Raw genomic sequence first — 13,418 nt, forward strand, 5'->3', positions numbered from 1 at the left:
AAGATGAAACAAGACATTCAACAAGTATTAGTAAGTGAAGAGGCAATTCAACAAAAAGTAGTAGAATTAGGTGCAGTACTAACTGAAGAGTACAAAGACCGCTTTCCACTAGTAGTGGGTGTTTTAAAAGGAGCTCTTCCGTTCATGTCTGATCTTATCAAGCATATTGATACATATATCGAAATTGATTTTATGGATGTTTCTAGTTATGGACATAGTACAGTTTCTTCTGGTGAAGTAAAAATTGTGAAAGATTTAAATACTTCTGTAGAAGGAAGAGATGTAATCATTCTAGAAGATATTATTGATAGTGGTCTAACTTTAAATTATTTAGTTGAACTATTTAAACATCGCAAAGCTAATACAGTTAAGATCGTTACTTTATTAGATAAGCCAAGCGGACGTAAAGCAAATATTGAGGCTGATTTAGTTGGTTTCGAAGTACCAGATGCTTTCGTAGTAGGATATGGTTTAGATTATATTGAACGTTATCGAAACCTGCCATATGTTGGCGTTTTAAAGCCTGAAGTATACACGAAATAAGTCAAGTTTTATTCGTTTGTTTACATGGTATAACTATGCTACTATATAAAGTAATTAAATTGAAAGAGAGGAGGTTTGGAATTGAATCGAATTTTCCGTAATACAGTCTTTTACATATTAATCTTCTTAGTTGTGATTGGTGTTGTTACATATTTCAATGGGCCAGAATCTCAAGTTAAGAAAGTAAGTTACGATACATTTTATACTAAGTTACAAAAAGGAGATGTTAGCAGCTTAACATCTATCCAACCTAAAAATGGAGTGTACATAGTAAGAGGTCATTTTACAGATGTAAAAAAAGGCGAATCTTTCCAAACTCAAGTACCAATTAGTGACGAAACGACAAAAATAGTTAACAAAGCAGTTGCTGACTATAAAATAAAGGCTAATTGGAATCCAGCTGAAACAACAAGTGCATGGGTGCAAATCTTCACTTCACTCATCCCATTTGTTATTATTTTCATTCTTTTCTTCTTCTTAATGAATCAAGCACAAGGTGGCGGAAGCCGTGTTATGAACTTTGGGAAGAGCAAAGCTCGTCTTTATAATGACGAGAAAAAGAAAGTACGTTTTAAAGATGTTGCAGGTGCAGATGAAGAGAAGCAAGAGCTTGTTGAAGTAGTAGAGTTCTTGAAGGATCCTCGTAAATTTGCTGAATTAGGTGCAAGAATTCCTAAAGGGGTACTATTAGTAGGACCTCCTGGTACAGGTAAAACATTATTAGCGAGAGCTGTTGCGGGAGAAGCTGGAGTTCCATTCTTCTCAATCAGTGGTTCTGATTTCGTTGAAATGTTTGTAGGGGTCGGTGCTTCTCGTGTTCGTGATTTATTTGAAAATGCGAAGAAAAACGCTCCTTGTATCATATTTATAGATGAGATCGATGCTGTAGGTCGTCAACGTGGTGCTGGACTAGGTGGAGGTCACGATGAACGTGAACAAACATTAAACCAGTTACTTGTTGAAATGGATGGTTTTGGTGCAAACGAGGGTATTATTATCATCGCTGCAACAAACCGTGCAGATGTATTAGATCCAGCGTTATTACGTCCAGGACGTTTTGACCGACAAATTACTGTTGATCGCCCTGATGTAATTGGACGTGAAGCAGTATTAAAAGTACATTCAAGAAATAAACCATTGTCTCCAGAGGTAGACTTAAAAGCTATCGCTCAAAGAACTCCTGGATTCTCTGGTGCAGATTTAGAGAATTTATTAAACGAAGCGGCATTAGTTGCGGCTCGTCGTGATAAAAAGAAAATCGATATGCTTGATATTGACGAAGCAACTGACCGTGTTATTGCGGGACCTGCTAAGAAAAATAAAGTTATATCTGAAAAAGAGCGTAAAATTGTTGCGTTCCATGAAGCTGGACATACGGTTATTGGCCAAGTGTTGGATGAGGCTGAGATGGTTCATAAAGTAACAATTGTACCTCGTGGTCAAGCTGGTGGATATGCAGTAATGCTTCCAAAAGAAGATCGTTACTTTATGACAAAACCAGAATTACTTGATAAAATTTGTGGTCTACTTGGTGGACGTGTTGCTGAAGAAGTGGTATTTGGTGAAGTAAGTACAGGGGCTCATAATGACTTCCAACGTGCAACAGGTATTGCTCGTCGTATGGTTACTGAGTTCGGTATGAGCGACAAACTAGGTCCATTACAATTTGGTCAATCTCAAGGAGGTAATGTATTCCTTGGTAGAGACTTTAATAATGAACAAAATTATAGTGATAAAATTGCTTATGAAATAGACGTAGAGATTCAAACAATCATTAAAGAATGTTATGCAAAAGCAACTGATATTATTAAGACGCATCGCGATAAATTAGACTTGCTTGCTAACACATTATTAGAAGTAGAAACTCTAGATGCAAAAGGAATTAAGAGTCTTTGGGAACAAGGAACACTTCCTCCATCTCCAACTTCAAAAGACGAGGTTAAAGTTAACATTTCTAAAAAGAATGATGAACCAACTGAGCCTAAAATCACTGAATAAAAATTAAGAGTGTCTTTCTAGACACTCTTTCTTTTTGTTTATTGATCAAAAATCAAAGGACAAGACTTTGAAAAAAAATCGGTTCAATGAAGCGTTTTAAAAAACCTATGCGACCCCATTCCTGAAGTAAAGCATCTATTTTTAAACTACTATCAACTTGTGTTATCATTATTTTTATAGTGATTAAAAAATGTACTTGAAACAAAAAATATAAAAAATGTTTATTTTTGAAATGGAGAGACGGTGGATTATATGTTGTTTGTAATCGATGTAGGAAATACAAATACTGTTTTAGGTGTTTATCAAGAAGACGAGTTAATACATCACTGGAGAATTGAGACGAATCGTTATAAAACGGAAGATGAGTACGGTATGGTCATTGGTTCATTACTTGAATATGCAGGTATTGGATTTGATGAGTTTCATGCAGTTATTATTTCATCAGTTGTCCCACCGATTATGTTCTCATTGGAAAGAATGGCAACAAAATACTTTAAACAAAAGCCACTTATCGTTGGTCCTGGTATAAAAACAGGTTTAAACATAAAATATGATAATCCGAAAGAAGTAGGCGCGGACCGAATTGTTAATGCGGTTGCTGGAATTGCACAATACGGAAGTCCGTTGATTATAGTAGATTTCGGAACAGCTACTACATATTGTTATATAGATGAAAATAAAAATTACATCGGTGGAGCTATTGCACCAGGAATCAATATATCAACAGAGGCTTTATATACAAAGGCTTCAAAACTACCGCGTATTGAGCTTTCAAGACCTTCTAACATTGTCGGTCGTACAACTGTGGAGGCAATGCAAGTTGGTATCTTATATGGTTATGTAGGTCAAGTTGAAGGTATTGTAAAACGAATGAAAGCACAAGCAAAGGTAGAACCTACTGTTATAGCAACAGGCGGTCTTGCATCATTAATATCCAAGGAATCGGATATCATAGATGTTATGGATCCGTATTTAACATTAAAAGGGTTACATTTAATTTATAAACGAAATTCATAAAAAGGGGTACAATATGAAAGATTATTTAGTAAAAGCATTAGCTTTTAATGGTGAAGTCCGTGCTTATAGCGTTAGATCAACAAATATTGTAAAAGAAGCTCAAGAACGTCATGACACATGGTCAAACGCTTCTGCTGCTTTAGGTCGTACACTAACAGCTGCTACAATGATGGGTGCTATGTTAAAAGGCGACGAAAAATTAACTTTAAAGGTTGAGGGTAATGGCCCAATTGGCCATATTTTAGTCGATAGTAATGCAAAAGGTGAAGTACGAGGGTATGTACAAAATCCGCATGTTCAAACTGAACTTAACAAACATGGAAAAATAGATGTAGCTAAAGCCGTTGGTACTGTAGGTACAATCTCGGTTGTTAAAGATATTGGTATGAGAGAACCTTTCACAGGCTCAGTACCTATTGTATCAGGTGAACTAGGTGAAGACTTCACTTACTATTTTGCTGTATCTGAACAAACACCTTCATCTGTAGGTGTCGGCGTATTAGTAAACCCTGATCATTCGATTTTAGCAAGTGGAGGATTTATTATTCAAATCTTACCTGGTGCTAGTGAAGAATGTATTACGCAAATTGAAAATCGTTTAAAAACAATTAAACCGGTTTCTAAGCTAATTGAAGAAGGGCTTACTCCAGAAGAAATTCTATACGAAGTGTTAGGAAAAGAAGAAGTTAAAGTTTTAGAAACAATGGATGTAAAATTCCAATGTCAATGCTCAAGAGAGAGAATTGAGGGTGCTCTTTTAAGTATTGGTAAACAAGAATTACAATTAATATTAGATGAAGATGGAGAAGCAGAAGTAACATGTCATTTCTGCAATCAACCTTATCATTATTCTGAAGAGCAATTAAAAGAATTAATTAACAAATTGTAGGTGAAAATTGAAGGGATTTGTCGAACTTTCTTTTCATAATTTATTATGAATTTCATACAAGTTATGTATAAGAGAAAGTAATTGACAGATTCTTTTGTTTTTTACATAATGTATATTAAACAGGTCAATATACTAGGGATTAGGAGTGGATGAAATGAAAGTTGCAAATTCAGTTTACGAATTAATCGGTAGAACTCCAATTGTAAAACTTAACAGATTAGTAGACGAGGACAGCGCGGATATTTACTTAAAACTAGAGTTTATGAATCCTGGTAGTAGTGTAAAAGATCGTATTGCTCTTGCGATGATTGAGGATTCAGAGAAAAAAGGTTTAATAAAACCAGGTGATACAATAATTGAACCAACTAGTGGAAATACTGGTATTGGATTAGCGATGGTAGCAGCTGCTAAAGGCTATAAAACAATTCTAGTAATGCCAGAAACAATGAGTATTGAGAGACGAAACTTATTACGTGCATATGGCGCAGAATTAGTTCTAACTCCAGGCCCTGAAGGAATGGGAGGAGCAATTCGTAAAGCAGATGAATTAGCAAAAGAAAATGGGTATTTCGTTCCACAACAGTTTAATAATATTGCAAATCCTGAAGTCCACCGTTTAACAACTGGTCCTGAAATTGTTGAACAAATGGGAGATCAACTTGATGCCTTCATTTCAGGAGTAGGTACTGGAGGAACAATCTCTGGTGCTGGAGCTGTTTTAAAAGAAGCATACCCTGGAATTAATATTGTTGCAGTTGAACCTGAAGATTCTCCGGTTTTATCGGGTGGTAAACCAGGGCCGCATAAAATTCAAGGTATTGGAGCAGGGTTTATACCTGAAACTTTGAACACGGATATTTATGATGAAATCGTACAAATTAAAAATGACGATGCAATGGAGACGGCTAGAAAAGTAGCAAAAGAAGAAGGTATACTTGTAGGTATTTCTTCTGGTGCAGCAATTAGTGCCGCAATACAAGTTGCAAAAAAACTTGGAAAAGGTAAAAAAGTACTTGCGATCATACCAAGTAATGGAGAGCGTTATTTAAGTACAGCATTATACCAATTTGAGTAATTTTTTAAATCCCTTTGCTGGCTGCAAAGGGGTTTTTTGTTTTTCCATAAAATGCTTTGATGTATACTTCCTACTTTTTGTGTAAAATGAAAAAAGAAGCGCTATCAGAGGGGGATATTCACATGAATTATGAAATCTTTTCAAAAGTTATTAATTATACTACTCCATTCTTTAAACACTTTGTAGAAACGGTAAAAGAGAAAAAGAATGCCGTACTTCTTGAAAGTGGTCGTGACGGTAGATATTCAATTATGGCTTCAAATCCCGTTGCGAAGTTATATGGGAAGGATAATAAATTAACGGTTGAAGTAGGGATTGAGGGATACTCAGGGAAAGTGGAGTATGAAGGAAATCCAATTGAGTTAGCAAAGGAATATCTATCTAAATATAAAACAGAAAAAAGAGATGATTTACCACCATTCCAAGGAGGAGCAATCGGTTATTTCACATATGACTGCAATCATTATATCGAAGACTTACCGTCATTAGCTGAGGATGTCTATAATATTCCAGATGTCTATTTATTAATCTTCCATGAAGTGGTTATATATGACCATCAAGAAAATCAATTATATTTTATTGTTATAGATGAAATGAAAAATGCTGGTAAGGCACAGGAACGACTAGACTCTTTAGAAGAGTTCTTCATTAGCGAAGTAGAGCAAATCGATTTGTCTAGACTAACTTCTACTGAAGAGATACAAAAAACAATTTATATGTCTGAACAAAAATTTACAGATGCTGTTGGAAATGTTAAAGAATATATCAGTGCGGGAGATGTCTTCCAGGTAAATTTATCTGTACTACAATCTGAGACATTGGTTACAGAGCCACTCTATATATACGAGCAACTTAGAGAAATAAATCCTTCACCATATATGTCCTATTTAGATTTTGACGAGTTTCAAATTGTTAGTTGCTCACCAGAGCTATTAGTAGCAAAACGTGATCAAGAAGTTTGGACAAGACCAATAGCAGGTACAAGGTCTCGTGGTAAAACAGTTGAAGAAGAACAACAACTGATGGAAGAATTACGTTCAAATGAAAAAGAACAGGCTGAGCATATTATGCTAGTTGATTTAGAGCGCAATGATTTAGGAAGAGTATGCGAGTATGGAACTGTTGAAGTAGACGAACTATTAGTAATCGAAAAGTATTCGCATGTAATGCATCTTGTTTCAAATGTTAGAGGTAAACTACAAAAGGATAAAGACTCATTTGATTTATTAAAAGCAGTATTTCCCGGGGGAACAATAACAGGAGCTCCGAAAATTCGCACGATGGAAATTATTGAAGAACTAGAGCCAACGAAGCGCGGCATTTATACAGGTTCTGTTGGATGGATTAGCTTCAATGGAGATATGGAATTAAACATTACAATTCGAACAATGATTACAAAAGACCAGCAAGCATTTGTACAAGCTGGTGCTGGTATTGTTATTGATTCAAATCCAAAACATGAGTATCTAGAAAGTCTTAAGAAAGCTCAAGCTTTATGGACAGCTAAGAAAGTAAGTGAAGAAAAAGCTAAGTTGGGTGGGAATGTAAAATGATATTAATGATCGATAATTATGATTCGTTTACCTATAATCTAGTTCAATATTTAGGTGAATTAGGTGAAGAGTTAATTGTAAAACGAAATGATGAAATTACTTTAGAAGAAATTGAAGCATTAGCCCCATCTTATTTGATGATTTCACCAGGTCCTTGTACACCAAACGAGGCTGGAATCAGTTTAAAAGCAATTGAACACTTTGCTGGGAAAATCCCAATTTTAGGCGTATGCTTAGGTCACCAATCAATTGCTCAAGTATTTGGTGGCGACGTAGTACGTGCAGAACGCTTAATGCATGGGAAAACATCAGCAATTACACATGAAGGTTTAGGATTATTTAATGACTTACCATCACCAATTGACGTTACAAGATATCACTCTTTAATTGTTAAAAAAGAAACTTTCCCCAAGGAGCTTGAAATAACAGCTTGGACGAATGAGGGAGAGATCATGGCTTTAAAACATAAGACATTACCGATTGAAGGAGTACAATTTCATCCAGAATCGATTATGTCACAATTCGGTAAAGAGATGCTTAGAAACTTTTTACAAGCATATAAACCGTCTAGGAGTACAGTATGAAACTATATTGTAATGGAGAATTCTTAAACGATTATAAAGTAAAAATATCTCCATTTGATCACGGCTTTTTATATGGCTTAGGAGTATTTGAAACATTTCGGATCTATAATGGGCATCCATTTCTATTATTTGATCATTTAAAGCGTTTAAGAAAGTCGTTATTGAACCTGAATATCGAATGGAATTTGCTAGATGAGGAAGTACAAACGATTTTAAATAGGTTAATTGAAATAAATGAATTAAAAGATGCATATATACGTTTGAATGTTTCAGCAGGTGAAGGAGAAATAGGTTTATACACTGGTAAGTATTCGAATCCAAATACAATCATATTTATTAAACCTATGCATGAAAGTAATATCTCAGAGAAAGAAGGGGTAATACTAAATACCCCTCGAAACTCTCCTGAAGGAAAAGAGCGATTAAAATCTCATCATTATTTAAATAATATTATCGGGAAAAAAGAGATTGGTAACTCACCAAATATGGAAGGGATTTTTTTAAATAAAGAAGGATTTCTTTCGGAGGGTATCGTTTCAAATCTCTTTTTTATAAAAAAAGATCGAATATATACGCCACATGTTGATACGGGGATCTTGAATGGGATAACAAGACAGTTCGTGATTCATTGGGCTAATTTAAAAGGGATTCCAGTTGAAGAGGGATTTTATACAAAACAAGAGCTATTAAAAGCGGATGAAATATTTATTTCAAACTCAATTCAAGAAATTATTCCCGTTACAGTAATTGGAGAGCGTTTCTTTAATGTTAGTGAAAATAGCGTAATAAAGGATTTACAAAAGGATTATAGACTTCATCGAAAATCCTTGTTAAGCATGAATGATATGGAAAGAAGTGAACAAGCATGAGAAGAGCAACAAAACCTTTGATTTGTGGAAACTACTCATTACCAATTCAGAATGAAACAATTGTGATGGGAATTTTAAACGTAACTCCGGACTCATTTTCTGATGGTGGTCGATACAACGAAATCGAATTAGCAATACAACATGCAAAGAGGTTAATTGCTGATGGAGCAAAAATTATTGATGTAGGTGGGGAATCGACAAGACCTGGAGCTGCAACAGTTGATGAAGACGAAGAATTAAGAAGAGTAGTTCCGATTATTAAAGCTTTATCTAAAGAAATTGATGTCCCAATTTCAATTGATACATATAAATCTGAAGTAGCAAAACAAGCTGTTGAAGCAGGAGCTACAATCATTAATGATGTTTGGGGAGCAAAGAAAGATCCAAAAATTGCTGAAGTGGCTGCAGTATACAACGTGCCAATTTGTTTAATGCACAATCGAACAGACGAAAACTATTATAGTTTAATGAGTGATCTTGTATGTGATTTAGTAGAAAGTATTAATATTGCAAAACGCGCAGGAGTTAAGGATGAAATGATCATTTTGGACCCGGGTGTTGGTTTTGCCAAATCAGCTGAGCAGAACTTGGAAGTTTTAAACCAAATGGAGCAAATCAAATCATTGGATTATCCTGTGTTACTTGGTACTTCTCGAAAAAGGTTTATAGGGGAGGTTCTTGGTACTGAAGTACATGAGCGAATGGAAGGTACAGGAGCTACAGTCTGTTTAGGTATTACGAAAGGCTGCGAAATTGTACGAGTACACGATGTATTAGCAATTTCCCGTATGGCTAAAATGATGGATGCGATGTTAAAGATTGGAGTATAAAATGGATAAAATTTATGTAACGGGTATGAGATTTTATGGGTACCATGGTGTATTTAAAGAGGAGAAAACATTAGGGCAAAGATTTAATGTAGATTTAATTGTCGAATTAGATACAAAAAAAGCAGGAGAAACAGATGATTTGGCGTATTCAGTAAGTTACGCAGACTTATTTAAAACCTGCGAGGAAGTAGTTCAAGGTCAGTCTTATGATTTAGTAGAATCAGTGGCTGAAGAGATTTCAAAACAAATTTTAAATACATATGATTTAATTCAACAATGTACTGTAAAAGTCATAAAACCAGATCCACCAATTCCAGGACATTATGATTTCGTAGCAGTTGAAATAACAAGAGGTCGCATATGAAAAATGAATCGTATTTAAGCTTAGGAACGAATATAGGTGACCGAGAAGGATTTCTTACAAAAGCCATTAAGGAGTTAGCGAATCATTCCGAAATTCAAGTAGAACAAATCTCTTCTATATATGAAACAGACCCAGTCGGTTACGTAGACCAAGATGCATTTTTAAACCTCGTTATTAAAATTTCTACCAATTTAACACCACTGCAATTACTTGATGTTACACAAGGAATCGAACACAACCTTGGTAGAAAAAGGGAATTACGTTGGGGACCAAGAACAATAGACCTTGACATATTACTCTACAATCACGAAAATATAGAAGTTGAACACCTAAGAATTCCGCACCCTAGAATGTTTGAAAGAAGCTTTGTATTAATCCCTTTAAAAGAAATTAACCAAACATTGAAGGTTGAAACTAAATTTTTAGAGGATAAAGGAGTTCGATTATGGAAGCTGAAAAGTGGGGGAGACGGATTAGGGCTTTTAGAAAATTAAAAGGTTATACCCAAGAAGGCTTTGCGAAAAACCTTGGAGTTTCTGTATCAGTATTAGGTGAAGTTGAGCGAGGGAATCGTATGCCGACAGAACAATTTTTGCATGATTGTGCAAAACAATTAAAAGTGAGTGTAGAGGAATTATCAATATAGATTTTTTTTAGAGGAGCAATGGAAGGAGGATGGGATGTGCTAAAAATTGGTGACATCGAGATGAAAAATCCCGTCGTACTAGCGCCCATGGCTGGAGTTTGTAACTCAGCTTTCCGTCTAACAGTAAAAGAATTTGGTGCAGGTTTAGTATGCGCAGAAATGGTAAGTGATAAAGCTATTCTTCATAATAACAAAAGGACAATGGATATGCTTTATATGGATGAGCGTGAAAAGCCATTAAGCTTACAAATTTTTGGTGGTGAAAAATCAACATTAGTTGAAGCTGCTAAGTACGTTGACGAAAATACGAATGCAGATATTATTGATATTAATATGGGTTGTCCAGTTCCTAAGATTACAAAAGTAGACGCAGGTGCTAAATGGCTTTTGGATCCAAACAAGATTCATGAAATGGTATATGCTGTAGCACAGAATGTCAGTAAACCAGTTACAGTTAAAATGCGTCTTGGATGGGATGATGACCACATTTATGTAGTAGAAAACGCAAAAGCAGTTGAAGCAGCGGGTGGAAAAGCAGTTGCGATCCATGGACGAACTCGTTATCAAATGTATGAAGGTAAATCTGATTGGAGCTGGATTAAAGAAGTTAAAAATCAGGTTTCGATTCCGGTTATCGGTAATGGTGATGTAGAGACTCCTCAAGATGCTAAGCGTATGTTAGATGAAACAGGCTGTGATGGCGTTATGATTGGTCGTGCTGCATTAGGAAATCCATGGATGATTTATCGCACAGTAAAATATTTGGAATCGGGTGTATTAATGCCAGAGCCAGCACCACGTGAAAAAATTGACGTATGTTTATTGCATTTGGACCGATTAATAGATTTAAAAAATGAACATGTTGCTGTATTGGAAATGAGAAAACATGCTGCGTGGTATTTAAAAGGTTTGAAAGGCACTGCAAAAGTCCGTGATCAAATTAACGAGGTTAGCACTCGTTCACAAATGTTTGAAGTATTAACAACATACGTTAATGAAGTTGAAGCAAAAATGAAAGCTGCTCAAGCTTTGTAAGTTTGACAGGTTTAGCTTGACAAAATATAATAAGTTATAGTAAACAAAACTGCCAGATCGAATTACTGGCAGTTTTTCTATTAAAATCAAATTGTATTTAAATATTTTTGAATAATTACGTGGAGTTGAGAAAATGAGTCACGAAGAATTAAATGATCAAGCCCTTATACGTAGGGAGAAATTAAAAACACTTGAAGGAAAAGGTATCGATCCGTTCGGTAAGAAATTTGTGCGCACACATTCTTCAAATGATTTATTAGCACAATTTGACCAATTTTCTAAAGAAGAATTAGAAGAAAAAGCTATCGTTGTTTCATTTGCAGGTCGAGTAATGACTAAACGTGGTAAAGGTAAAGCTGGATTTGCACATGTTCAAGATTTAAATGGACAAGTTCAAATCTATGTACGTAAAGATGCTGTAGGCGAAGAACAATACGAAATCTTTGATATTACTGATTTAGGTGATATCGTCGGTGTTACTGGTGTAGTATTTAAAACGAATGTAGGGGAATTATCGATTAAAGTTAAAGAATATACATTCCTTTCAAAAGCATTATTACCACTTCCTGATAAATTCCATGGTTTACAAGATGTTGAACAACGTTACCGTCAAAGATATTTAGATTTAATGAATATGGATAGCCGACAAACATTTATTGCTCGCAGTAAAATTATCCAATCAATGAGACGTTATTTAGATAGCCAAGGTTATTTAGAAGTTGAAACTCCTATGCTACATGCAATTGCAGGTGGAGCTTCTGCAAGACCATTTATTACTCATCATAACGCGCTTGATATGGAATTATATATGCGTATTGCAATTGAGCTACATTTAAAACGACTTATTGTAGGTGGACTAGAAAAAGTTTATGAGATTGGTCGTGTATTCCGTAATGAAGGTATTTCGACTCGTCATAACCCTGAGTTTACGATGATTGAATTATATGAAGCTTATGCTGATTATGCCGACATTATGGAACTTACTGAGAATCTAATTGCTCATATCGCTAAAGAAGTTTTAGGTACTACTACTATTCCTTACGGTGAATACACGGTAAACCTAGAGCCGAAATGGACTAGACTTCATATGGTTGATGCGATTAAAGAAGCTTGTGGAGTAGATTTCTGGCCAGAGATGTCAGTTGAGCAAGCTAGAGAATACGCTAAAGAACATAATGTTGAAGTTAATGAGAATATGTCAGTTGGTCATATTATTAACGAATTCTTTGAACAAAAGGTTGAAGAAACTTTAATTCAACCTACATTTATTTATGGTCACCCTGTTGAAATTTCGCCGCTAGCGAAGAAGAATGCTGACGATCCACGTTTTACTGATCGTTTTGAGTTATTTATTGTGGCGCGTGAACATGCTAATGCATTTACAGAGTTAAATGATCCAATTGATCAAAAAGAGCGTTTTGAAGCACAGCTTAAAGAACGTGAGCTTGGTAACGACGAAGCGCATATGATGGATGATGATTACATCGAAGCATTAGAACATGGTATGCCACCAACTGGTGGTCTAGGAATAGGTATTGACCGATTAGTTATGTTGTTAACTAATTCTCCTTCAATCCGTGACGTGCTATTATTCCCATTAATGAGACATAAATAAGATCTAACTGGCTAAAGTATTCCTTTAGCCAGTTTTTTTATATGCTTGAACGTATCTTTTTAAAGGAATAGGGACATCATTTATTTATTGGAATCTGGTTAGAACTATCTGAATAAAAAGAATTTAAAATTTGGTATTGTATTTTGTTTTTATAGGTGATATATTATTAAACGTTGTCACATTAATACGAAATGACAACGAAAAAAAACTTTAAAAAAACATTGACAACATTTAAAAGAAAATGTTAAGATGTTTAAGTCGCCTCAGAGCGATGAAGTGAACTTTGAAAACTAAACAAAACATGAAGTAAACGTCAATTATTAGTTTTTTGAGCAATAACAAGATTTAAACTTAACTTTTATGGAGAGTTTGATCCTGGCTCAGGACGAACGCTGGCGGC

At 35.1% G+C, this 13,418-nt stretch carries 14 protein-coding genes; all 14 read left to right on the plus strand.

Going from position 1 to position 13,418, the window contains the following annotated elements; genetic code table 11:
• Positions 1–3 precede the first annotated feature (3 nt).
• The 14 genes from hpt to lysS all read left to right on the plus strand — a co-directional run bounded on the left by hpt (position 4) and on the right by lysS (position 13,018).
• On the plus strand, positions 4–543 hold the full coding sequence (gene hpt, locus B6K90_RS21615) for a hypoxanthine phosphoribosyltransferase (protein ID WP_088014785.1): 540 nt from the start codon (positions 4–6) through the stop codon (positions 541–543).
• A gap of 81 nt (positions 544–624) precedes the next feature.
• Complete coding sequence (gene ftsH / locus B6K90_RS21620) at positions 625–2,541, plus strand: ATP-dependent zinc metalloprotease FtsH (protein ID WP_088014786.1); 1,917 nt, start codon at positions 625–627, stop codon at positions 2,539–2,541.
• A 252-nt stretch (positions 2,542–2,793) separates the two neighbouring features.
• Complete coding sequence (locus B6K90_RS21625; protein WP_056474433.1) at positions 2,794–3,558, plus strand: type III pantothenate kinase; 765 nt, start codon at positions 2,794–2,796, stop codon at positions 3,556–3,558.
• A gap of 13 nt (positions 3,559–3,571) precedes the next feature.
• Positions 3,572–4,447, plus strand: coding sequence for an Hsp33 family molecular chaperone HslO (gene hslO, locus B6K90_RS21630; protein WP_088014787.1), 876 nt, complete (start codon positions 3,572–3,574; stop codon positions 4,445–4,447).
• Positions 4,448–4,601: 154 nt separating this feature from the next.
• A complete protein-coding gene (gene cysK, locus B6K90_RS21635) occupies positions 4,602–5,522 on the plus strand; it encodes a cysteine synthase A (protein WP_088014788.1) in 921 nt (306 codons plus the stop codon).
• Between the two features lie 122 nt (positions 5,523–5,644).
• The gene (locus B6K90_RS21640; RefSeq protein ID WP_088014789.1) at positions 5,645–7,075 is read left to right on the plus strand and encodes an anthranilate synthase component I family protein; all 1,431 of its coding nucleotides are present in this window, start codon (positions 5,645–5,647) and stop codon (positions 7,073–7,075) included.
• Positions 7,072–7,659 carry an aminodeoxychorismate/anthranilate synthase component II gene (gene pabA / locus B6K90_RS21645; protein ID WP_088014790.1) on the plus strand — a complete coding sequence of 196 codons (588 nt, stop codon included), beginning with the start codon at positions 7,072–7,074 and terminating at the stop codon, positions 7,657–7,659. Before B6K90_RS21640 ends, pabA begins: the two co-directional genes overlap by 4 nt.
• Complete coding sequence (gene pabC / locus B6K90_RS21650) at positions 7,656–8,528, plus strand: aminodeoxychorismate lyase (protein WP_088014791.1); 873 nt, start codon at positions 7,656–7,658, stop codon at positions 8,526–8,528. The genes pabA and pabC overlap by 4 nt, the downstream gene beginning before the upstream one ends.
• Entirely contained in the window at positions 8,525–9,358 is an 834-nt protein-coding gene (gene folP, locus B6K90_RS21655) for a dihydropteroate synthase (protein ID WP_088014792.1), read from the plus strand. Before pabC ends, folP begins: the two co-directional genes overlap by 4 nt.
• 1 nt (position 9,359) lies before the next feature.
• Complete coding sequence (folB, locus tag B6K90_RS21660; RefSeq protein WP_088014793.1) at positions 9,360–9,722, plus strand: dihydroneopterin aldolase; 363 nt, start codon at positions 9,360–9,362, stop codon at positions 9,720–9,722.
• A complete protein-coding gene (folK, locus tag B6K90_RS21665) occupies positions 9,719–10,216 on the plus strand; it encodes a 2-amino-4-hydroxy-6-hydroxymethyldihydropteridine diphosphokinase (RefSeq protein WP_088014794.1) in 498 nt (165 codons plus the stop codon). The genes folB and folK overlap by 4 nt, the downstream gene beginning before the upstream one ends.
• Positions 10,168–10,368, plus strand: coding sequence for a helix-turn-helix domain-containing protein (locus B6K90_RS21670; RefSeq protein WP_088014795.1), 201 nt, complete (start codon positions 10,168–10,170; stop codon positions 10,366–10,368). Before folK ends, B6K90_RS21670 begins: the two co-directional genes overlap by 49 nt.
• Before the next feature lie 36 nt (positions 10,369–10,404).
• Positions 10,405–11,403, plus strand: a complete 999-nt coding sequence (gene dusB / locus B6K90_RS21675; protein ID WP_088014796.1) for a tRNA dihydrouridine synthase DusB — start codon at positions 10,405–10,407, stop codon at positions 11,401–11,403.
• A 133-nt stretch (positions 11,404–11,536) separates the two neighbouring features.
• Entirely contained in the window at positions 11,537–13,018 is a 1,482-nt protein-coding gene (lysS, locus tag B6K90_RS21680) for a lysine--tRNA ligase (RefSeq protein WP_088014797.1), read from the plus strand.
• Positions 13,019–13,418: the final 400 nt, after the last annotated feature.

Source organism: Gottfriedia acidiceleris, from assembly GCF_002128425.1.
GTDB classification, from domain to species: domain Bacteria; phylum Bacillota; class Bacilli; order Bacillales; family Bacillaceae_G; genus Gottfriedia; species Gottfriedia acidiceleris.

Coding starts and splice junctions, on each gene's coding strand:
- hpt (WP_088014785.1), top strand. CDS start 4: ATGAAACAAGACATTCAACAAGTATTAGTAAGTGAAGAGGCAATTCAA.
- B6K90_RS21625 (WP_056474433.1), top strand. CDS start 2,794: ATGTTGTTTGTAATCGATGTAGGAAATACAAATACTGTTTTAGGTGTT.
- hslO (WP_088014787.1), top strand. CDS start 3,572: ATGAAAGATTATTTAGTAAAAGCATTAGCTTTTAATGGTGAAGTCCGT.
- cysK (WP_088014788.1), top strand. CDS start 4,602: ATGAAAGTTGCAAATTCAGTTTACGAATTAATCGGTAGAACTCCAATT.
- B6K90_RS21640 (WP_088014789.1), top strand. CDS start 5,645: ATGAATTATGAAATCTTTTCAAAAGTTATTAATTATACTACTCCATTC.
- pabA (WP_088014790.1), top strand. CDS start 7,072: ATGATATTAATGATCGATAATTATGATTCGTTTACCTATAATCTAGTT.
- pabC (WP_088014791.1), top strand. CDS start 7,656: ATGAAACTATATTGTAATGGAGAATTCTTAAACGATTATAAAGTAAAA.
- folP (WP_088014792.1), top strand. CDS start 8,525: ATGAGAAGAGCAACAAAACCTTTGATTTGTGGAAACTACTCATTACCA.
- folB (WP_088014793.1), top strand. CDS start 9,360: ATGGATAAAATTTATGTAACGGGTATGAGATTTTATGGGTACCATGGT.
- folK (WP_088014794.1), top strand. CDS start 9,719: ATGAAAAATGAATCGTATTTAAGCTTAGGAACGAATATAGGTGACCGA.
- B6K90_RS21670 (WP_088014795.1), top strand. CDS start 10,168: ATGGAAGCTGAAAAGTGGGGGAGACGGATTAGGGCTTTTAGAAAATTA.
- lysS (WP_088014797.1), top strand. CDS start 11,537: ATGAGTCACGAAGAATTAAATGATCAAGCCCTTATACGTAGGGAGAAA.